Source organism: Nocardia sp. NPDC006982, assembly GCF_042869435.1.
In the GTDB taxonomy this organism is placed as follows: Bacteria; Actinomycetota; Actinomycetes; order Mycobacteriales; family Mycobacteriaceae; genus Nocardia.
Map to the genome: position 1 here is coordinate 1 of NZ_JBIAFV010000036.1, position 23733 is coordinate 23733.

The 23733-nt window shown below is 64.6% G+C and carries 2 protein-coding genes and 2 pseudogenes; 2 read left to right on the forward strand and 2 right to left on the reverse strand.

The genetic code is table 11. The features are described 5' to 3' along the window. Nucleotides 1–65 precede the first annotated feature (65 nt). On the forward strand, nt 66–446 hold the full coding sequence (locus tag ACFYOW_RS47280) for a transposase family protein (RefSeq protein ID WP_387298393.1): 381 nt from the start codon (nt 66–68) through the stop codon (nt 444–446). Here the strand turns inward: ACFYOW_RS47280 and ACFYOW_RS47285 are convergent. Beyond that, nucleotides 359–1495 (reverse strand): annotated as a pseudogene (locus ACFYOW_RS47285) (IS4 family transposase); the annotation flags it as partial. The gene ACFYOW_RS47280 and the pseudogene ACFYOW_RS47285 sit on opposite strands and share 88 nt — an antisense overlap. A 160-nt stretch (nt 1496–1655) precedes the next feature. On the opposite strand from ACFYOW_RS47285, the pseudogene ACFYOW_RS47290 reads away from it, so the two are divergent. Continuing rightward, nucleotides 1656–2177, forward strand: a pseudogene (locus tag ACFYOW_RS47290) (Tn3 family transposase); the annotation flags it as partial. Between the two features lie 250 nt (nt 2178–2427). Here ACFYOW_RS47290 and argS read toward each other — a convergent pair. Continuing rightward, on the reverse strand, nt 2428–23733 hold the full coding sequence (gene argS, locus ACFYOW_RS47295; RefSeq protein WP_387298385.1) for an arginine--tRNA ligase: 21306 nt from the start codon (nt 23731–23733) through the stop codon (nt 2428–2430).

A 23733-nucleotide genomic window follows, 5' to 3' on the forward strand; every position in this document is an offset into this window, starting at 1 on the left:
TGCGCGCCCCGGCACTCACCGGTCTGACGCCACCGCAGTGGGACGCGCTCATCGAGAAACTGACCGTGACCCGCCATGCCCAACGCGAAGCCCAGTTGCACCAGCGACGCGGACGAGCCCGGCAGACAGCACCCGGGACAGACCACAAAGCCGTCCTGTCCCTCGACGACCGCCTCGCGATCACCCTCCTACACCTGCGGTTTTCCACACGCCAACACGCCCTCGCCACACTCTTCGCGGTCGCCCAGCAAACCGTTCACAAGACGATCCAGCAGGTCCGTCCCCTGCTCGACCTGGCCGGACACGCCATCCACCCGACCGGCATCACCCTCGCCGACGCCAAAGCAGTCAGCCAATACAAAGCGACGGTGAAGCAGGCGCGGTCGGGATCGACGCCGGGCGCCGACTCCACGGCCTCGACCATGGCGCGGCGCAGCGCTTGGTAGACGGTCAACTGCGCCCAAATCTCCTGCGCGACACCGGCAGGGTCCTGCGAGCGCAGCACCAGGCCGCGCAGCAGGGTGTGGCGCAGCGAGTAGAAAGCTGACTCGATCTCCCATCGCTCATGGTAGAGAGCCACGAGTTCGGCCGCGGGGTGATGGCGGTGGTCCAGCAGTGTGGTGGCCAGCCGATACTGTCCCTGCGCGCGCGGCCCTGCGCTGGTGGTCACCATGACCCGCGCGTCGATGACGCGCAGGCGCACTCCGCTGATCCGCGTCAGATACGACCCGTCGGGCAGACAAGCCCATTTCGCCGGAGTTCGACGGCAATTCAGGCGCACCAACAACTGGGCTCCGGTGTCGGCGATCTCGGCCAGAAAGCAGTCGGCGTCGAAACCCCTATCGTTGAGCAGCAACATACTGTCGTCCAGCAGAGCGAGCAACCGTGTCGCGTAGCTGGTCTCGCTCACCGCTACCGGCCCGACGACCGCGCCGATCAGGGCGCGAGTACCGGTCTCGCACAAGGCCACGATTCTCAGCATCGGATAGCCCTCCTGGCCGAAGCGGTGTCTGATCTTGCCGAGCCAAGCACAGACCCTGGGCCGGTCAGGGGCCTTGGCCGAGCTGCAACCGTCGAAGGCGACGGTGCGCCACCGTCGATAGCACACGCCCGGTGTCCCCGGCCGGCCCACCGGGCCGGCCAGAGCCTCGAACAGCAGCTTCAGCGGAGCCGGACCCAAACGACGGCGCAGGTCCCGCAGCGCCTTCTCCGAAGGCCGTGCCGAGTCGAGTCCACCCAAGCCCGCGGTCAGCTTGTCCCAGACCCGCGCGTATCCCAGAGTCGGGAATAACACCAAGGCCAGTACGAAGTACACGCCGACCCGAGACGGCAGCATCCGCAGTCTCGCCTGTGTGGTCCGACTCGGTTCCAAGACGTCATCAACAAGTTCGAAAGGCACATACCGGGTCAGCTCGCCCAGATGCCCGGGCGCATACAAGCCCCCAGCGACGGCGATGGTGCGCGTAAGCGTGGCGATGCCACACCGGTCGGACAACCAGACTCATTCGAACGGAAAGACCTTGATCTGCTTCCCGCTTCCACCAGCAGTCCCGCCACCATGACCGACACCCACCAGAAACAGTCAAAACCCTATTGACACAACGACCTTCACCTTAACTACGCGGTCTTGGAAGTACCCGGCCGAGCTGCGTTGCTTGCCGCGCGACCATGGCCACCTGGCCGCCCCTGGATGCGTCGTATTCGTATCTGCGGCAGTTCACTTCGGCGGTGTTGTCGTCGGTGCGGTTCGCCGGCGGCACCGCAGCCACCGAGCTACTGATCGCGGTGCAGATGCTGCGCGAGCTCAATGCCACCGGCGGCCGGAAGGTCTTCGACGACGCCCCGACCGGGTTCGTGCCCGCCAAGGATGGCCTGCGCAGCGGGGATATGTACGTGCCGGGCTCACGCCACTACGCCGACCCGGCCGCCTACCTGCTCACATCCGAACAGTGGGAGCCGCAAGGGGCCGAATTCTGACGCCTGGTCGGCACATCCGCCGATCCCGCCAGCGCATCGGCCAGCGCGACCGACGAACTGCACGAGGCCCTCGGCGAGCTGGAGACCGTGCTGGCAGGGGCGAGGGTCCCGTTCGTCTCGACGAGGACGGTGACCCGGTGATTCCGCCATTGGCCGCCGAAGACGTTCCGGAGCAGGCGAGTGCGCTCAAGGCCGAGCTGAGATAGCTCTAGGTCGCGGACGTCGTCTACCACCGACTTCGACACCACCCCTCACCCTCGACTTGCCAAACGGCGGCCGCTTGACATAGGAGATTCACGAGGTCTCCGGTTTTGCTTGGTCGCAAAACCGATCCACCGGAGGCCTCACCTATATGCCGACGGGGGCAACTTTTTTTCATTGAACATGCTGATGGGTGGCACCGCGCATGCCACCCATCAACTCACTTCGAGACAGAACCTAGTGGGATCTTTAGCTCCAGGGTGTTCCGCTCGCTGGGTGCGGCTCCGAACCGGCTCTGGTCGTCGCTTGCGTACTTCGAGTGCGGCCGATTCCCGCAGACTTGACGTCCGGCACATCGATCGGATGCTCGTTTTCGTTGATTCCGTCACGGGGGACTGCCTCATTCGGATCATCCACGTGCGCATAGGATTCCGTCGGCTCGGGCGTGCTATCGGCTGCGGTCGCCGTCGACTGGGCTTCGGTCGACGCGGTACCGCCGGTCTCCGCGAGGTCTCGTTTGGTCCATGGCGCAGGCATGACCGGGGGAGTCGGCGATGGGGTCGGTACCTGCGAATGACCTGTCCACGGGGTTCGGAGTGCCGCTGTCCCAGGACTTTCATTCGGGTCGTAGTAGGCGGTGGCGATCCGGGGGTGGGTGCCCGCGTCAGGGTCCATCTCAGGTTGCGGTGGGACATCGGCGTTCTTGTCGATGAATTTGCCGACTACCGGATCCGGATGGCTCTCGCTGCCGTGGCGTGTGGGGCGTTGGCTTGCCTGAGTTGGCGTTTCGTCGGGTGAGCGCGGGGAGGCTTTCCTGCTGGGCCCGGCTGGTGGCGATGGCGGTTCGTTGGGAACGGAGCCATCGGGATCAATCAACGCCTCACCGGACGGCTCCGCATCGTCGGATGGAAAGGTCGGCTCGACCGCGCCGGAGTCGGAAGGCGGAGACGGATTCGGCGGCCCAGCGGGGACGGGGCCATCGCGATCATCCTCGGGTCCCCCCGGTTCTTCGGTCGACGACATTCGTTCGGGGGCAGCGATACCCAAGATCCCGAGTCCGAGGCGTAGGGTTTTCGCGGTCAAATCGCAGAGTGCGAGACGGTTGCCCCGGTCTGCTTCGTCGGCGCGCAGTACCGGGTTGTTCTCGTAGAACTTGTTGAAGTCGCGGGCCAGACTGGAAAGGTATCGGCTGATCCGGTGTGGTTCCCGTGTCGCCTGGGCCTTCAGGAGTACGTCGCCGAAGGAGTCGAGCCGCAGAGCGAGGGAGCGTTCCGTCGGGCTCAAATCGCGAGTCGGGCCGATGAGGGTGTCGTGTGTTCCGGAGCGGTGAAGGATCGACGCGGCGCGTGCGTGGGCGTACTGGATATATACGCTGGTGTCGCCGGTTGAGGATACCAGCCGTTCGAGGTCGTAGGCGTAGTCCTTGGTTCGACTGTTTGACAGGGGGGCGTATTTGACCACACCGATTCCCACCTTCTCGGCGAGGGCGTCGATTTCGGCCGGGGAGCCTCCGGGATTTCGCGCTGCCACCTCGACTCGCGCTCGGTCGACTGCTTCGTCGAGCACACCCGTCATCGGCACACCCTTGCCAGCACGGGTCGCGAATGGTCGCCCGTTAGGGCCTACGACGGTTCCGTAGCCCACGTGTACGAACTTCACGTTGTCGGGCAGCAAGCCCGCCCTCCGCGCGACCTCCTCCACTAATAGGAAATGGGGACTCTGACGCGCGTCAGTGACAATCACTATCTCATCCGCGCCCAAGACGTTGACGCGGTAGACGAGCGCGGCGAGGTCGGTGAGGTCGTAGCCGTAGCCTCCGTCGCTTTTCTCCACAAAGAAGACGACAGGTTCGTCGTCGGGGCCGAACGTCTCCCGTGACTCGACCACCAACGCACCGTCGCTCCGGACGGCGATCCCCATCTCGACCAGCTTGTCACGTAGCACCGGTAGCATCGGTTGATAGAAGGACTCCCCCGCAAAGTGCTCCTCAGTGAGCGAGACTCCCAGCCGTCGATAGGACGCCAGCAGCCCAGATTTCGATGTGGCGATGATGGGTTCCCACGCCCGCATACTATCGGGGTCCCCGGCCTGGAACGCTACAACGCGGCCCTGGGACCGGGCCAGGAAATCAGGATCTGCGTCGGATCGTTCCTTTGCGTCCTTATACGCCTGCCCGAACGCCGACAACGCCGCCGATACATCTGCCGGATCTGCCTGCCACTGCCTGTCCGGATTGTCATGAAGGAATTCGATAACCATTCCGACCGGAGTTCCCCAGTCGCCCAGATGGTTCTGCCGGACGACTTCCTCGCCGAGGAATTCGTCAATGTGCACGAGTGCATCACCGATGACGGTTGACCACATGTGCCAGATTTGTGGTGGTTTGGCGGCGTTGGGCGACGAGTAGTCGTAGACCTTCACCTTTTTCTTGTTTGTGGCGACGATCGGGATCCCGAGGCGCTCCGGATCGGCCAATCGTGCCGTGACCTGCCCCCAGATGACGTGGTTCGGCACGACGATGTTGAGATATCCCGGCCCGGACACCGCTACCGACTGTTGGCCTGCCTCGTCCAAGGCTGCCACGATGCGGGTTGCGACCTCCGCTGGTGCGACCTCGGCTCGAGCGGTGCTCAGATGCCGGGCGAGGGCGAACGCGGCCTCGGATTGCAAGTCGCCGAGAGTCGACCGGCGAACCACGGGGTCCGCCCCTGCCAGTTCGGGCCACAGCCGGCCGATCACATCGGAGACAGCCTTTTCGGCTCGTATGGACACCGGCTGCACGTAATCCGACGCACGTTCCGCCGGACTCGCGGCCAGATCGAAGGAAAATTCGCCGAATTCGCGCGGCACCGTGTCGATGACCACGGTGTCCAATACCGACGGCTCGGTGCTCGGATTCGGGGCGGCTGCCGAAAGCCACGCCGCGATGACCTCGGCGGACGGCAGGGACAGCTGCAACGCCGCCAATTCGGTGATCCGCTCCATCTCGGCACGTAACCGGTCTGCCTCGATCCGGAACTCGCCGACGTTGAATTGCAAATTGTGCCAGCGTGTTCCGGGAATTCCGAAGTAGCGCAGCAGTTCCCAACCCTCGTCCTGTTGGGTTCTCAGCTGCGGGCCTTCGTCGGTATCAGCGAAAATCTTTACCCGCACCCGCGATTTCCACGGTTTGCGCAATTCCGACCACGGGCCTGCAACATCGAGCGCGACACAGCTGAGCTCGTAATCATCCATCAATCGCACTTTTTTATGCGCCCGATTCTGTGGTGATTTCGGCTCGGGAACTACGAAGTACACGTCCTTCATATTGCCGTCGTCGTCGCGGACGATCTCTACGCACCCCTGCTCGTTGAGCCAGTCGATCATCGCCAAGGCATCCGGTTCGCGTTCGTCCTCCGGATGCACAATAATGTCGATGCCGGGGAACTTGGCCTCCAAGACCTCTCTCGTCGTGGTCAGGAACACATGGCGCTTTTCCGGATCATGGAATGCGCGATTTCCTGTCACATCCGCGTGACTAGGCGCAGTTGTGTGCACGTTGTCGGCTAGGATTTCGATAACCAGCTGACCAGGTCTGACGCAATGACGTGCCAACACCGCGATCAATCCGGCAACCGCTTCCGTGGCGAGGCGATCAGCATCGGGAATGTTGCCTTCTGCCACTGCGAAGCCGTTTTCCGCGAAATCGCACATGTAATAGTTGGGACCCTCGATGTATACAGTCGCTCCCCTCTGAACTTTTTTGATGAGCTCGTCCAGCTGGGCGCGCGTGAGGTCAACGGCATCTCCGCGGCCGACCGCGGCGATACGCGCGTCGATGGTGCCCGAATCAGAGGCGATGCGTGCGGCCATTTTACGGCGTTTGCCCTTGGCAACGGTCTGTGATGTGTGATCGCTTCGGCTGTTCCGCATTTCCGCAGCCAGGAGCTCGCGCCGCTGGAGCAGATCGGCCATCGCATAGGTGTTTCCCAGCCAGCGACCCCAGGTAGTAGGACGGTTCGGTCGGCTGTCCGGAAGCAACGCCTCCAGCAACTCCCGCTCAACGGAGAACTGTTTAGCGCTTGCCGCTCCGGCGGAGATAACGGCCCTGTTCAGATTGCTGTATGCGGCGAAATAACGCTCGCGAGCTTGGCCCTCCGCCGGGGCTGCACGGAGGTCGGCCTCGATGAGCTCGAAATCATGCGACGGCTCGATCGCCTGCCAAGCCGACACTGTTTCCATGGCGCCCACGAGGTCACCGTCGCGCTGCTTCGCCGCGACGATTTCCCATCGCCCGCCGGGGAGAGGTTGTTCGGACGGCTCGAAGCCGAGGAAACGGCCGTCCGCGCCGAGGCGGGCGAACAATCGGCTCTCGTCCGACGATGCGAAGACCGGCACCCGCATTTCCTCGGAGTGCCTGGCGTCACCGGTGTGGTCGTCCGGTAGCCGGGCGTCGAGGCTTGTGTCGCTGTCCGAGTCGAGAGCTGTTGGATGAGCGGGGTCGCCGTCGCCGCGGCTGTGATCGCCGGTTGTGGTCGCGTGTGAGTCGGTGCCCGAGCCGGAAACCATGGGAAGGGCCGGCTCGCCGGTGCTGTGAATGAGATGTGCGGTCACGGTCGTGTGTGGGTCCCACGAGGCGGCCAGATGGTGCGGCGTGGCGACTCGTTCCTCCTGCTGCGCGCCCATCGGGGTGGTGACCAGTCTTTGCTCAGCTCTCAAACGCGTGAATCGTTCGTCAAATAACGGTATGACGTGTCGCTTCACAAGCTTCGCCCCCGACCGGGTGGTGACCAGCTTGTGCTCGATACGCGAAGTCCGGCGTGCGTCGTCGCTGATCAGAAGATAGGTTTTCTTGTCACCGTTGCTGTTGCATTCGTTGACCACAGCCGCACGCCTGGGTTCCGCCGATACCCATGCGCCCACTTCCGACAGTGCGGCCTCGCCTTCTCCGAAGGGTTCGGGTTGCGCGTTCAGTTTCCACGACTGCGCGACGAGGGAGGCTTTGTCGAGTTCGATCAGTGGCACCTCCAGATCATCGAGCGGCTTCTGGTGGAATACGCGCGCCTCAAGAATGGCCAGGGCGGAGTCCAAACCTTTGGGGACCACGCTGTCGCCCGCCTCGTCATCCAGGCGGGCATTCGCCGATTGCTCGCTGAGGTCGGTGCTTTCGATGTGGATTTCGGTTGCCTCGGCCTGCTCGTCCTCGGCTTGTTGCAGTCCGGAATCGTGCACCAGCACCGCCGCGCCCGAGTCAGTAGTCCTGACAGTCCACCGGCCCAGTGGGGCGAAACTGTACTCGGCGTTCGAAACCAGGTGCGTGGCTTCGCGATACAACGCCGCGCGGTCGGATGAATCGACCTCGAGGGTGGCTGCCTTTTCCCGGATGGCGTCGATGTGGGTCAGGATGTCCGGCGACAGGGGGCGCGCCATCTCGTTGTCATCGGTGAGCATCACGACGCGCGTGGATACGATCGACGATGACTGGGGCGGGGGGAAGTTCCGGAAGGCCGCGGCCGCACGGTACCACTCCAGGATCTGCGTTTTGCCCCGGTCGACAATGACGACGTAGGGGTGCTCGCTACCGTCGGTCTGCCGATCGATCACCAGGGCCGTTCCATAGCGATAATGCCCTATGCCCCCGTCCCATGTCGGCACTCTCTGGCGCTTCAGGTCCAGTGTCGTGAGAGCCTCTAGGACGCTCCCATGGTCGCGGAATTCCTGGAGCTCACCGCCGAGCGCCGCCGCCAATTCGAATGCAGGAATGTGATCGTCACCCGGAATGGCCCGTGGCATGCGGATGTCAGGGTTGCCACTGAGCACCTTGATAGCCAGCACGGCCGCAGCGCCGCTGTCGAGCCGAGTGTTGTCCACAAAGGCGTCGGTGGGGTTCGTGCCGCGCGGTGCCAGTGGGAGGCCCCACGCCGCCTCTCCAGACACCAATCCAGGTTTGTTTGCAACTAAACGCAGCATCTCGGTATATGGCTCGGTATACAAGCGTTCACTGGGCTTGCTGAGGTCGATGAGCTGAAGCTGATCGCGGTAGTACTGTCTGGCCAGCGACACCCGTAGAAAGAGCTGTGCAGACGTGAACAGGTCGTCCTCGGTGGTGTCGGCGCGCAGATCCGCTGCCCGCTGGTTGATCGAATGCAGCGCAGTGAACCAATACGGCGCCGCAGCCGACAGGTCGCCGCACGCGCCGATGGTTGCTGATTCGTCGACGATGACCATGTGCCGATCGAAAATCCCGAGGACGCGCACTGCTGGCTCACGCGCGGACACGGGTCGAATGATGCCTGTCCGGCGTTCGACGATGACGATGGTGCGGCCGTGGTTGATCCACAGTTGCGTCCGCTCGTCGTCGCCCTTGCCGATTACGACAAATGCCGACGAGCCGTCGATGTGCTTGAGCCGGTCGACCAGCTCGGTGGCCCTTGTCGTGCTCCCCTGGCTCGGGGAAGCCATCGCCCGCAATTCCGCATCAGTGTAGGTGAAGACACGATGTTCGGGTGTATCCAGCTCCCAGCTGTTCTGATTGCCTTCCAGGATAGAATTCAGGACGTCGCGGCGCCGGCGGAGTTGGTTCCCATGGTGGTATGCGTTGACCCGTCGCTGTGGTGCCGACTCCGATTCCAGCTGGTGCGCTGTCGCCGCCCAAGAAACCAGTGTCGACATATACGCTGCTATCGCCGTGCACAAGGTGCGATGGCGTATATCGGCGCGGTAGCTCTGCTGGACCGCCCAATAGCGACTATGGGCGCGGAAGCGGTTGTTCTTGATCGCGACCAGGTCCCGGTGGAAGAGCCTGGGCGACTGGTGGCGCAAGAACTCGGCGGACGACAAGAACAGTTCCAGGTGGTGGCGCTTGTTTACAGGCGAGCCTGCGATGCCCAAAGGCAATTCGATGAATTGCAGCATCGAGTGCAAATGCCGGAGCGAAAAACGCCATGATTCCGACATCTCTTCCGCGAACCGGCGCACGAGCGACGCTTCGTCCGGCCTCTCGACGAGCCGCAGCCCATCTACCATGCCCGCGAAGTCGGGGCGCCGGCCAGCCCGCTCGACGATTTCCGCGCCGACGCCGTCGCCTTGAACGAGCACCAGCGGCAGCAGCGCGTCGGGGTGTGTCCCGTTCTGGGCCCAGGCGTCGTGGAGCCCGCGGATCTCCTCGGTCAACATAGCCACGCCGCGCGCGAGATCTCCAGGCTGGCAGAACATGACCAGGAACGCGACGTTCGAATCCGGGTTGTCCTCCCGTTCGCTCGCGAATTCTGCGAGCGCATCGCGCAACTGCCGGCCGATGTCCCCGGTGGGCGACGCCGACTGTTCCCCGGCATCGACGACCATGATCACAAGACGGGGACGCCGTTGCTGGTCGGGTGGGAGTTGCCCATGTTCGGTGAAGAGCGGATCGCCGATCGCGATCGTCAGCTGAGCACCGTCCTCGTACGCGTATGGCCGCACGGACCACAGGTTCAGCGGCGGCGGGTCGATACCGAGTTCCAACACGGCCGATTCTGACGCCGCGCGCATCGCGGCGGGCATTAACGTGAGGTCCGCGAGGCGCCGCCGGTCCGCTGGGGTGAGATCTTTCGCCCGGTCGAGGGCCGCGACGACCATGGATCGCTTGGCTTCGTTCGTCAGGTGCCTGGCGTCGAGATCGGGCCCGCCGCGCAGTCCGGCCAACTGCGGCAGAGCTGCGAGGAGTTCGGCGCGCTCGTCAGCAGTCAGTGTCTGCCAAGCGGCCAATTCGGCTCTGCGCAACCGTGATTCGGCCTTGGTCAGGCTGCCTGCGCCGAGCAGACGCCGGGCCATGGCGACGATGCCCGCGTAATCCGTTGTGCGCGGTCGGCCCTGGGTCAACGTGAACAGGGCGTGCAGCGCTGCTGCCCGCAGTGTCGCCGGGAGCGGCGCGCCGGCCAACTCTTCCTGTCCCCACGGCCGTTCCCATTGGGGGGTCCGATATCCGAACGTCGCCTCCCACTGCGCATGCCCGAGTTCGCTGCCCGGCGAGGCCGGGTGGTAAGAGCCACCGACGGCCCGCGGCGATTTCTCACGCCGGATTGTCTTGGCGGTGTAGTCGATACTGACGTGCGCGGCCGTATCGGTCTGCGCGACAGCGACGGTAAGCATCGCAGGCTCCCCGTGCGTGCGGGCCTCGAGCATCATCCGCCGGGCGAATGCCGTAGCCCGCAGGCGCGAACTCCACCGCATTCCACCGAGCATGGCTGATATCTGGCGCATTGCCCGGTCCACGTCGAATGCCGGGTCCCCCGGGTCGATGATCATGTGCCAAACGGAGCCTTCTTCCGGAGACGGCACGAATTGCCGATAGGCCGACTCTGACCTATCCAGCCAATGTTTCGACGCATCCGACGGCCACGCTCGCGAGTCGCGCTCGTAGGGACCCTGTCCTACAGGATCGTGTTCCCGCCCGTGCTGGGAGCCGGTCAGATCGCCGGTCACCGCCACTGCGACCCGGCTGTCGCGCAGATTGATGACGTTGCCCAAGACGTCGACGACCACACCGTGATTGCCGGACAGTGCGGCCACCGCCTCGGTAGCCGTGGGCTCGACGGGCTCGCCGAGATGGTGCGCCAGGACCGTCCGCGTGTCGCTTATCCAGTTGTCCAGGGCCGGAACGTAACCTGCGACATGCCGAGAAACGCTCAGCGATGGCTGGTCGCCGACCGCGCCGGTCGGCCAACCCGCGGCGAGGAACTCCTCGATCGCGCCCTCGGCAAGGGGCACAATGAGCTTGACGGTGGCGCCCGACGCCGCGTTGTGCTGATCGATATATTCGGCCGCTGACGCGACCATGTCAGGTGGGACGATGATGTAGTCGACATCGGTCAGCTGCTCGAGAATGTCCGGAACAATCGTGCCGTGCCTGGCGTCGTCTGACGTCGCCTCCGAGTCGGCCGACGGCCTGCGGTTGTGGGTCGCGAGGTGAAGCTCCCCGACACAGGCATGATCGTCGAGCGACGCCGAGTGATGCAACCAGGTTCCCCTGCCGTTGGATTCGCCCTGCGGTGCCATGGGCGGGTCCGCTGGAGATTTCGGGGCGATCATCCCGGCCGTACGCTCGATGCCCTGCGGCACAATTGGTTTCGCTGAGGGAGTGAAAAACACACCGCGTGCCGAAGCCTGCAGCGACGCATCGTCGAACGGCTGGATATCGCCGGTGTGGGGAACGATCTTCAGGATCATACTGTCCTGGTTGACCAGCACATACGGATCCTCCGCCGCGTCGAATACGACCAGCGAGGATTTGACACCTAGGTCGTTCAGCAGCTCCGCCGGAGAAGCCGGACCGGGCAGCAGGCGTATGAAATCTGCGGCGTCGGCGAACAGTTCGGCTTCCGTAGCGGCCTGCGCCTCGGGGTGGCGGGCGGGCATGGGGACAGCGTCCGGACCGTATAGATCAGCCACGGTCTGCCGGACCGCGAGCACGGGGTCATGGGGGACGGGGGTGGATGCGCCGACCGCCCCGGACAAGGCTTCGGCCGATAACCGACGCTCCACGTCGGCGAGCCGTTCGGTCTCCTCCGCGGCGGCCCGATCGCGTCGATGTTCCCATAGTCGCGCCTCGTCGGTGGTGTTCGCCATGTCACGTTGCGTCTCAGCATGGGCGCGGCGGCGTCGCGCCTCCTGCAGACGCTCAGCAGCCACGTCCACGTGCCGCATGGCGTCGGTCGCGGCCATACAGCGTTCGAGATCGGCGAGGAGCGCGGTGTGCAGTGGATTTCCGAGGTCTCGGGACTGGCGGGCCTGTGCGACGAGGAGATGGATCGGCGTGCCGGGTTCGAGACCCCACAGATGCGTCGCGCGGTTGGCTGCGATCTCGAGGTGGTTCAGGGCGACTCGGGCGGTCCGGCGACCGCGTTCCACTTCGAGCTCGCGGCTTCGGCCGTCGCCGCTGTCACCACCTGCCTGATCATCCTGGCCACGTTCGCCAGCGGCTGCGCTGACCGACACGTGGTGGCCGCGCCGCTGAGCCGACTGCGCGTCCTCGCTCGGCGAACCGTTGGTCCGCGGTGTCGGCCCTTCCGTGTCGGTGTCCATGTCCGGGTCCGGGGTGCGCTGTGTCCACGGTGACTTCACGGCCCAACGCGGACGGGTGCGGGTGGCGGTGTGGTTGTTCGGCACTCGCGTGCGGCTCGGACTCCGCTGCAGCTTGCTGGCTGACAGCCGACGCTTCAACGGACTCTGTGTTCCTCGTAGGGGGATCAGGCCTGGTTCTACTCGCGTTGGTTCGCTTCCCGCCAACTTGACCCATCGCTTTGCAGCACGCGCGGCCCTTCGACGTCCCTCTGCCCCTTCGAGCGCAGCATGTTGTAAACGCCGGTGGACGGCGAGTCGACCGAGGCTGGTTTGCAACACGTCGCCAGCCATTCTTGCGGCGTGGTCCTGACTCTCATGCCCATGCTCTGCGGTCACTAGCGACGCGTACCCCCAGAGTGTTTCCGGGAAGAGCTGCGAAAGTGCCTCGCACAGGAACTCGACCTGGTCGCGGTCTATACCGAACAGCACATTCACACCGCCATCAGCCAACAGCAGCCCCGCCTTATGTAGAACTCTGGTCAACTGATCGCGGGCCGCAGCTGCAGTGCGATTCGCCCGCTGTGCTGCGACGATCAGATCGCGGAGGCGATTCCGTTTGACCTCATGTGCTCTGCCGTGGTCACGGATGAAATCTGGATTGGCCACCGCTGCAGCATGTTTCAGACCTGGGTCGACGAACAGTACCCGAGGTGTGAGACCTTGCGGCATGGAGGCGAGGCCGTCAACGATCTCTTTGACTTCTGTGAGGAGGTATTCGGCGACATCGTCGCCTTCGTCGTAGACAAAGCTCAGTGTCTTTTCGCCTTTGCTGCCCGTCATGTCGAGTCGCCTGCTCTCGAAAAGGACAGCGTCCTGCCGCCATTGTGCTTCTTCCTGTCGGCGTGGTGCTTCTGCCTGCCGCTGGCTGGCTTTTTCCCGCAGAACGGAACCGATGTAGAGGCCTGCGCCGATCCAAGCAGCGCCGATGGGGACCAAGGACTCTAGGGCGTGATTGTGTGATACCTCCACAAAGCCGGCCACAAAGGTACCCAGCGCCGTCGCGAAGCCAATGGCGGCGTCTTTCCCGCCGGTTGCTAGGGCGAATGAATCCCCCGGGAAATTCTCCCTTAGATAAGTGAAAATCCGGGCGGTGATAATCGCGGACGATATTCCCGACCCCACTAGTGCTACCGTCATTACCGGAAGGTTGTCCCACACCGAAGCGACTGCGGTCAACCCGGCAGAACCTACGAGGGTAGCCGAAGCGAGATGCCAGAATTCGAGCTCCTTGATCCAGTTTTTCGTCCACGGCACAAGCATGCTCGCCACTCCGCCCGCCGCGAACGCCGCGGTCGCGACCCCTTGGATCGCCGGAGACTGGCCACTGTCGTGTACCACGTTGGAGAAGTGGAACATCAGATCGGCAAGGGCGAGATTGCTGAGAGAGACAGGAATAATGAATCGTCTGAAGGATTCGTCCGCGCCTAGTCTGCGTACGGCTTGACGCATACTACGCAAGTTGTCCGCGCCTAGTGCGCTGACGAGTTCGCGGACGGCTTGACGCATACTACGCAAGAATTCATGAGATACCTCAGGCGTATGCACCGAGCGGTCTTTCGGCAAAAGCCGCAGCACACCGAACGCTGCCATCCACATGACGGCATCGAAGGCTTGTGGGAGATAGCCCTCCTGCCCTGCAAGAAAAGGTCCGAGGAACCCGCCGGCCAGAGCTCCGATGGGCAACGCCATCAACCCACCGACGATGGACTCCTCGCCGGGCCTTAAAGCACGCCCAAGGTCTCTTTGAACAGCATTGATAAAGTATGTGGCGAACAAAGCTTCCGCGCCCGTTGCCAGCGGGAGCGCGATACCCAGACTGGGGCCATTGCCGGCAAGAAGAGCGGCAGCTGCCAAAGACGCCGCCGAGCCGCCTGCTGTCGACCACCTCATAACCTCCCGTGGATCCCGCTTCATAATTCCGGCACGTATCGCAGCCAGCTGCGCGAGGCCAATGGGGGCCAGTGCGATGCCTGCCTCAGTAGGGTTGTTTGTCGCGCCCACCATGCCGCGCTGTGCGGTAGTGGTGCCAAAAGCATTCAATACATCGCTCAAATACGTTGGCCAGACGTCCTCATGGCTCAACACTTCACGCTTGGTAGGCTGGCCCATTTCAGGTGGCCTGACCATCGGCCAGTCGCCGCCCGCGGCTGGGATAAAGAGATATCCGCCCCCAGGTAGTCTGGCCCATCGCGGGTTCGGCCGCGCGGTGTTGCTGTCCGCTCGATTGCCCCCTCGCCTGCCAGATACGACGCCCGGCTCGTCGTTGTTGGCTGATCGCCTCAGAGATCTCATCCCCCGCCTGGGTAGTGCTCCGGAGGTATCAGGGGGGCGAACGAAACCTTCTGGGACCGCATGGTCTTTGAATGCTTCGCGGCGTCCGGTGGTAGTCCGGTTCGGACCTGCGGCGCCTCTGCGCTCGGCACCGTCGTCCTCGACCTGCGACGAGTCCGCGTCCGCCGGTGGATTCGCCGAATCGCCGCGGTGGTATTCGACTCGTTCGTGGTGGTCGTGGGACGACCATCCTTCGAGTGACTCGTCGTGGTCGCGTTGCTGGAGTTCGTGCAGCCACCGATCGTGCCAGCGTGCGCGGTCCTCGGTGATCGCGTTGGAGGCCACCAGTTCCGCGTGCACCTCGTCGAGCACATCAGACAGGTTCGCCCGGACATGGTTCTCGCCGGAGTGCTCCAGTGCCTGGTTGTATTCGTAGACCGCCCAGGCGTGTTCGATGGTCGCCTTGTGGATGATCCATTGGGGCGAGAGCTCGGGCGCGCCGTTGATGTCGACATCGGTGCAGGCGATCGCTACGCTCTCGTCGGCGAGCAGGCGTGGCAGACCGGGGTCCGGGTCGAAACAATCGGCGGGCAGCCATTGCCGCAGCCACTCGAACAAATCCTCGGGCACGTACTCGCCGCGGTCGAGCAGATTCCTGTGATGGTCGGTGAGAATGTCGAGCAGGTTCTCGCTGACGTAGTACCCGCCGTAGATGTTGGCGAGGTGGAAGAACTCGTGACGGGCCGTGTCGTTTGCAGGTCTTCCGGTGCCACGCGGCTGTCTGCCCGCACGATGGCCCAGCGCCTGCGCTTCTCGCATCAGCGCCCGCTCCACCGGGAACAGCGGCGACAGTTCCCTGTCTATCAGGTTGCCGGGCAGACCGAGGGCGCGGTCGACCACCGCTGCCCGGTCGAGTCGCCGGGCCTCATAGTCGACGCAATCGGCGGGCACGCCTTGCCGCAACCAGGCTCCAAGAGACGTGGTGCCCGGGTCCAGGCGTCCGGAATCAACGAGGTCGCGGTAGTAGTCCCGCCAGATCAGGTCCAGATTCTGCTGGACGCGAAGCCCGGCTGGGCCCGCCACGGGCGGGTCGGCGAGGAACTCACGCAGTGCGCGGTGCACGGCCCACAGCGGTGATGCTTCGGCCACAGCGGGATTCGCGCGTGGCCGCCACGGCTCGCTCACCACCGCCGTCGGATTCAGCCGAGGTTTTCCCTCCTCATCGATGGTGAAGCATCGCGGGGGCAGGCCCCGTCGCCACCAGCCTTCGAATGTCGCTGTCTCGGGCTTCAGGCCTGCGTATTCGAGTGCTGCGACGTCGGTTCGTGCCTGCTCGAGATACTCGATCCCGTTCTCGGTCAGCGAGCGAGTGGCTGGATCGAACAGGGCGGCACCGAACCTTCGCTCGTGGCGTCGGAACACCTCGTAGAACCGCCGCACAGGCATACCGAGGCGTTGCGCGGCCTGGGTGAAGTCGAGTTCCTCTGCGACCGCGATGAACACGCGCAGAGCCTGGTAACGGTCGACCAACGTGCGGTAGTGCTCCCGCAGTATCAGGTCGAGGTTTTCCCGAACATAGAAACCGGCCGGGTCGGCGACAGGATCGTTCGGGTTCCGTTCGCCGCGGTGGTAGTAGTCGGCACGCACAGCGCGTTCGAGAGGGTTGGGGTCGGCGGTCGTGGGGAGCCAGACGCTGTTGAAGAAGGCTGTCATCCGTAGCTTGCCCGTCACCTGGTTTCTCTCTGCCAGGGCCGCACCGTAGGGGTTGTTGTCCTCGGCCAGGATCCGCCAGTCCGGGCGTCCCGACATCCGCAGATTGAGGATCCGCAGCGCCCCCACCGGCAAGAAGGGGAGCAGGGTGAGCATCCGGTCGGCGCCGGCGAGCCAATCGGCGAGCATCTGCTCCGGCACCTGGAGCAGATTCCATCCGTCGACCATGGCTCTTGTCAGGCCCTTGTGACCGTGTTTGCGCAGGAAATCTTCGACCAGCTCTTCTCTGTGGCTGTTCGCCGAGCCGAGGGCCTTGCGGGCCGCTGCGGCGGTCTGGCGCTGGTTGGCCGCCCGTATGGCGGCGTTCTTCCGAAGACGACGCGTGGTGGTGGGTGTGAGACTCCGGATCACATCGCCTTCGGGCGGCTCCGAGCGCGTGGTTTCGCGTGTCGAGGCCCCCGACGGGGGCGGCGGGGGTAGCGGGTAGCCCTTGTGCGGCGGGCGATCCACTGCCCGCCGGATGTACCACTGCGGGGTGCCGCGACTGGCGGTGGTGTCGGCGTATGCGGCGAGGACGGCTTCCTCCGGATCAAGGTAGCCGTCCACGAAACAGCTCACGGGCAGCCCCGCCATCCACTCCCCGAAACTGCCCGAAACGTTGCCGTGGCCGAGCTCCTTGTCGAAACCGGCATGCAGGACCTTCAGGAGATTCCGTGCGACGTAACCGCCTTGGGAGCGGTTCAGATCCCGGGCCTTGGCACGCGCCAACACAGCTGCGGCCGGCAGCCCGTAACCGGGCGATCGGCCCACGGCGTCGGATTCCCTGGTACTCGGAGTCTCGGCGAGGTGGATCACCGCGTCGGCCCGCGCCCCACGATAGGGACCGCGATAAGCCTCTATCCAGCCGAGGTGGAGGCTCCGGTCGTCGTCCTTCGGCAGCATGCTGGTGACGAAGGTCGTCGTCCGCAGGCCCGCCTCCCGTGCCGCGGTGTCGAGCGGGTTGGCGGGCCGACCGGCAATATCGCCTCCGGTCAACGACACCACGACCGTCCGATGGTGGGCACCGCGCAGCCGTGTGGCCACGTCCCGACCGGAGCGGCCCGCGAAATCCGACGGCGACACCACAGCCGCCACCGTGGCACCCTCCGCGCCCAGGCGCGCCTCGATGGTGGCCGCGACCGCCGCCGGTTGCCCCTGCCCAGCCGGTAGTAATGGCACGACCTCGACCCCGGCCGCGGTCAATGCCGCCGCCAGCTCGGCATAGCGGGTCACGTCCAGCACGCAGTGGGTGATTACTTCGGCCAGCCGCCCGGCCTCGTTCGTGAGGAATGCTCCGGCCTGGGTGTTGTTTGTCTGGTCGGCCACGAGCAACAGCGCCCGCGCCGGCTCGACCTCGGAGTCATTCGGCCGCTCCACCCACCCCGCCTCAGTCAGTTTCCGCCATACCGTCTGCCGTGCCAGCCGCAGGCGCTGGTCCAGCAGCCGTCGCACCAGCTGGATCTCGCCCGGAATTGCAAGCAGCCCGGACCCGGCAGGCGGAGCGGCATCAGGGGACACTGCCAGGCCGATACGCTCGCTGCTGAACGGTTCGTCATCCCACCGGACGTTCTCGGTACTCGGGCCCAGGAAATCGATCGGCAAGCCGTCTTCGCCGACCAGAACGGCCTCGACTTGCTCGCCCCGCTCCTCGAGTCGATCCAGAAATTCGGAGGTTTCGGCCTCGTTGAGGATCTCTTCGTCGTACCCGGACCCGTCCGCCCGCACCATCACCCTATGCACTAATGCCCGGTCGTTGCCGTCAAGGGTGAAGGTGAATGCGTGCCTTTGGATCCGAACCCGCTCCTCGCCGTTGACGTCGGTCGGCTGCTGCACCTGGTGGTCTTCCACATAGGAAATCAGCGCATGCCGAGGATGCCCGCCAGGTTTGTGTTCACTGCCCAGGACCCAGGCCGCGAAATCGGTGAGGCTGCCGACCTGCCACTGACCATGCGCGTACTGCGCCAACTCCCGGCGGCCGAGGCCGTTCGCCACGACGACCTCAACGATCTCGTCACCCTCCAGCTCACCGAAAACGTCGTACGGCGTCTGCACCGGCGTCGATCCGCCATAACGAGCCTGAATGTAGGCCAGCTCGCTGAGACCGCAAATGGCGAAAACCCTTGTCGCTGTGTCGTGCTGATGGCTCTCGGAGGAGGTCGATGTTGGTGCGGAGTGGTGCACAGACCCGCCGGCGGCATGTGGGGAGTCCCCGTCCGGCCGCGCCCGCTCCGGCATCTGCCGGATCTCTGGTCCCACCGTCGCACGTGGCCGAATCTCCGGCTCGCCGGCATTCGTGGGAGTGGCCGTGGGTGGCCGGAGTGAATTGGAACGACGCTGGTCCATGCGGACTGCGCTGCTGGTGGGTACCGCAGCGGGCCGCTGTGATGACTTGCTTCCGGGGTTGCCCAGGACGGTAGGTGTCACTGCGGCACGTGACCACTCCGCCAGGCAGAACGCGGCCAGTCGCATCTCCGTTTCGGCCAGCCCATCGACCGGTGTCATCTGACCCTCAGCCAGGATTGCCGACAACACGTTCGAGCCTTGAGCGTCGAGGAATGGCTTCGCCCGTTGCAGCAGATCTGGGTCGTGTTCCTTTGCGGCACTCACAATCCCGGACGCGACTTTCGGCAGCAGCGCATGCTCCATGGCGTGGCGCTGATCCGATGGCACTCCCGCCACGGTGGCTGCGTCCGAGATTCCCAGCCCCGTCAGCCGTTGCCGCAGGAACTGGGCCTCGTGGGGCTCGAGGCCCACGCCCAGATCCCGGAGCTTCGCGGGCACCCATGCGGCAGGCCCGACGTCGCCTCGCATTGGTGCTCTCGTCGGAACACTCTGCCGATAATCCGCATTCGCGGATTCGTCTCGCGTCGCCGAGCGATGTGAGTCCGTCGCCGCCGTTGCGGGCATGGTCGGTGCCGCCGACCGTGTTCCACGGCTGGCCGACGTTTCGGCGGACACTGGAGTGGCCGGCTGGTCGTGGTGCTGTGTCTGCGTGTGGCCCGCCGACCGTACAGGTTGCTGCGTCGGCGTCGGCGCAGTTCGCGTTGGCTGGTGGTCGGCTGGTGCCGAATCAGGTACCGATTGCCCCGAGCGCTGTTGCGGTGTGGGGACATGGTCGGAGGCAGGGGTCACGGTGCTTGGGGTAGGCACGTTTGCGGAAGTGACACGGGATTTCAGCGTCGCCGCCGTATCCGCGTCAGCCTGTTGCTGTTCGCGCCCAACCGTTTTCGCAGCATCGTCCGGCTGCGACAGCTCGCCTCCGTGTGGTGTTGTGCTCGGTTGACTCGTTTGCATCGATGCGGTGGGCGCGTCTGCTCCGGATACCGGGCTGTCACCGTTACTGTGGTCTGCCTCTGCCTCTGCCGCGTTCGGCGACTCGATGTCGGTCTGGATGTCGAACAAGTGGGCACGCGCTTGCTGTCGCGCGGCATTGGCGCCTGCGTTGTCGGGCGTGGTCACACTGTCCTCGACGGTGCCCATGAACGCGTTCAGGTGCGGTGCCAGCTCGGGGCGATCGGCCGCAGCCTGGATGGCCGCTACGTCCCATGCCGTGTCGCTGTATGCGGACACCGCGTCGAGCGCCGTCTGCACCGCCACGCGCTCGTCCTCGGTCCCCTGGCCGGAGGCCAGCTTGTCGTGAACCGCGTCGACGTCGGTCCAGCGTGTCCAGCCGTCGAACGCGGCCCGCCACTCCAAAGGCAAGGCGGCGATGGCCGTCGCCGCGTCGGTGTACTGCCGGTCGGCCAGCGCCCACAGGTCGCGGAAGACACCATGCATCGCTTCCGGCAATCCTTGGGGGACCTGAATGGCCGCAGACCGGGCACCAGTGACGTACTGAACGTGCTCCACCGGGAGTGGATTGTGACCCCCGGTGCGCCATTCTGGGGGCGCGGCGTCGGCGGCGATCGCGCCGGAGGCGACCAGGTTGCGCCGCAACTGCAATGCGACCTCATCATGCAGGCCCGGGATGAGGCCGTTCATCCCCTCTTCCGCGGCGCGCAACTCTGCCTGCGTCTCGGGAGTCGATGCCGCCTCGTCCGCCGCCACCGCGGCCCGGTACCGGTCCACGACGGCGGTGTCGTGCGGTAGGTCGAACAGCAGGTCTTCAGGGGACACGAAGTATTCGACAGTGCTGTACCGGATCGGACCGTACCGGTCGGGCCGCGACCCGCGGCCCTCGAATTGCCGGTTGTTGATCTCACCGCAGGCCGAGGAGTAGCCGCTGCTCAGCAACCGGATCGGCTTGCCGAGTGTTTCCGCGCTGTAGTCGTTACCGCGCAGGGCCACATCAATACAGACTGTAACCTTGCCCTCTTTACCCGCCTCCTGAGTGACCTGCTCGAGGAACACGTTGGGATCTTCGGCGGCCGCGATCTCCTCCGGGGACACCACCCGCACCCCGATCCCTCGTTTTTCAAGCTTCGGGACGATCCCAGCACCATGTTCAGGGTCGCCGGACGGCCCGATCTCGTCGGGGGTGTCGACGCGAATCAACACCGGATTCCCCGCCGACTGATGCACCTGAGCCCGGTCGGCGAGCAGTTCCCACTTGGCGTCCTTCGTTGGGGCCCATGTGTTCGACAACTTCTCCAGCCCCGACTCGGCGAATCGGTCGATCCGCATGACCTCGCCGTACCCCAGCGCGACGAACACGTCCTCCATCAGATCCGCTGTACCTGACAAGCCACGGACGAGGCGGAAATGTGACAGCAGTTCGGCCACATTGACCGACGCCTGCGATTCCCCGCCGTCCCCCATCACCACGCCGTCGGCCTCATGCTTCGCGTCGACCATCATTCCGAGGTCGCTCTGCAAGCGGCTCTTGCTGAAGGTTTCAGCGGTGAGCACATCCGGCCCGCCGGAATGCTTGTTACGCAAGGGCATTCCGTCGCTGTGGCGATTCAGCACGATCTCAACGGTCTCGCGCCCGTCGACACCCTTGGTTTTGAAGAGGAAATAGTGACGCTTCTCGATGAACTGGAATTTCGCGCGGGCCGCAGTTTCGAACAATTCCTCCTCGCGGGCCTCCATCGGACGGCCCTTTTGTTCCGCGAACAGCGTTCTGGCCTTGGCCATCGTCTCGTCCGAGACGACTACGGTGCCGTCCATGCGGCCCTGCCGCAAACCGAAATCGACCTCCGTCAACATGCCATCAGGGTTGTCTTCGGTACGCAGATTGTCGGCGAAGAATTGCCATGCCTCCCGGATCGGCGCGGCCTCCTCCTCTGTGGGGACTCGGCCGTCTGCGTCCTTGATGCACCACTGACCGCCGTCGGCGAGCAGCTTCTCGATCTCGTCGATCACCACCACATCACCTGGACAGGTATTCGGCTCGCCACCAAGCTTCGCGCGCGCCCATCCGAACGCCACCTTGTCCGGCGTGGTCACCACGATCATCGGCTTCCCGTCGCGCGGTACCGGCGCGGGACGATCCGGGTCGTACTCGACAACATCGAAACCCAGCTCTTGCCACGCGCGCTTCTGGAACTGGTAGTCCCGCGACGCCAAATAGTCACTGCTGGTCCACAGTTGGACGACACCGTGACGCACCGCCATCTCCGGTGCGGCAGCACCGGCGGTGGCCGTCTTTCCCTGGGCGGTCTCCATTTGGATGATGCCCTCGGTGACGGCCAACCCAGCCAAATGCTGATGCTCGCGCAGAATCAGCGCCTTGTCATGGTCCAGGCCTTCCCGGCGGATCCCCTCGGTAATCGCGAACCATCGCTGCTCTGGTGTGCCGTGATGGATCAGATCGGCCAGCTCGCCGGGCGACATCGCATCCAGATGGCCGCTCTCGGCGCCGAACAGCCGCTCTCCGAGCTCACCCCAATCGATTCCGTTCAGTGCACGACGAACCCGAGGCACCCTTTCGAAATATGCCTCGGCGAGATTTTCTCCCGCCTCTTTCGGCGTCGCGCCCCAATCTCGCCAGTTCAGGCCCGTTTTCTCGGCACGATCCGCCGCACGACTGCCCGGCCCGGAGTTGTCATGCCCATTGCCAACCGGCCGGTCGTACTCGAACTTGCCACCGTCCGGCAACGGCACCGACACACGATCGGGCGCACGCCCAGCGGAAGCCGCGTCATGCCCCCCGCGTGATTCGCCCTCGCCACGACCTCTTCGATCCAGCGTCTCGGTCCCCGAACGACCTTCACCGCCCGGATGCGTCGGCCCGTTGCTCCACTCCGACTTCGCCCCACTCGCTGACGGAGTACCACGAACGCCTTGACTGCCGCGCCCACTACCACCAGTCCCGCCGGACACGACATCAACACCGCCGGACCCTGCCCCGATCCGCTCGCCGGCAAACACCCTTGCTGCAGTCTTGAGGCCGTTCCCCTCCTTTGTGGACGCAAGGATCTGCTTGGTGGGCAGCGGCTCCCCGTGCAACTTTGCCACACCGGCCGCTGTGTCTCCGGTGACGCCCGCGTTGCTAACTTCGCGTGGTGGCTTGTTCGCCCGGGCGAGCATGGCACCCACCGCATTCGCCAGATCGGCCTCGGACACCTGGTCGCGGACGTTATATGTTGCGGCGGTCTCTGGTGCCTTCGCTTCTGGAGCTTTGTGTCCTCCGGCGAAGCCCAGGAGCGCGCCATTGAGCGCACCGCCGAGCAATCCTGACCACTTGTCGGGGTTCGACAAAAAGCTCGACAGGCTCAACTGCCCGGTGAACGCCATCCCAGCCCCGACCATGACGAGACCGGACCCAGCTCCAATTCCGAGTCGACCCAGCGCCGAGTTTTGCAGTCCTGGCGAGAAGTGCACCGCCACTCCGGTAGCCAGGTGGCTGGCCAATGCTGATCCGGCGCCTTTCAAGAACTCCGATCCCAGCGTCTTAGGGTCGATATGCTGACCGGCCACGAGATCGCCGAGCACCGTGAAACCCGTTTGCTCGGCTCCGATCCGAGCCGACCCGATCAGGCCCTTACCTACGAGCGAGCCCAGATCTCGCACCAGGCCGGACATTCCGCGGATGGTCGCCTCGGCAGCAACATCAAGCGCGGCCTTCTCTGCGACGATCCGGGGCCGAGTCTCCTCGATTGCCACTGCGTCGCCGACCGGCCCTCCCGCGCCTGCCGTGATCGCCCACAACGCCCGCAGCGTCATCCCGATCATAGCAAGCCCGGAGGCCAACGACTCGTGGGAGAGCTTCTGCGACCCGTCGTCGATCTTGGGTAATGCCTGCGCAACCGAATTGAGGGGGCTCGTCACCTGGTCGACGAATTGTTTGGCCTGCTGTTGTGATTCGCCTTGCAGCGCTTGCTGCGTCAGGGCCCACTGCTGCTGAATATCGGAGGAAAACTGCGCAGCGTGGGTGCCGAGCTTGCCCATGATCGTTCCGACGTCGCTCAAGGCTCCTGGCCTCTGCTCCGGGAATTTGCCTGCGAGCAGCGCCAGTTGGAGCGGCGTCGGAATCGAATTCAGTAGCTCGACTAGATGGTCGTCGTTGATCAC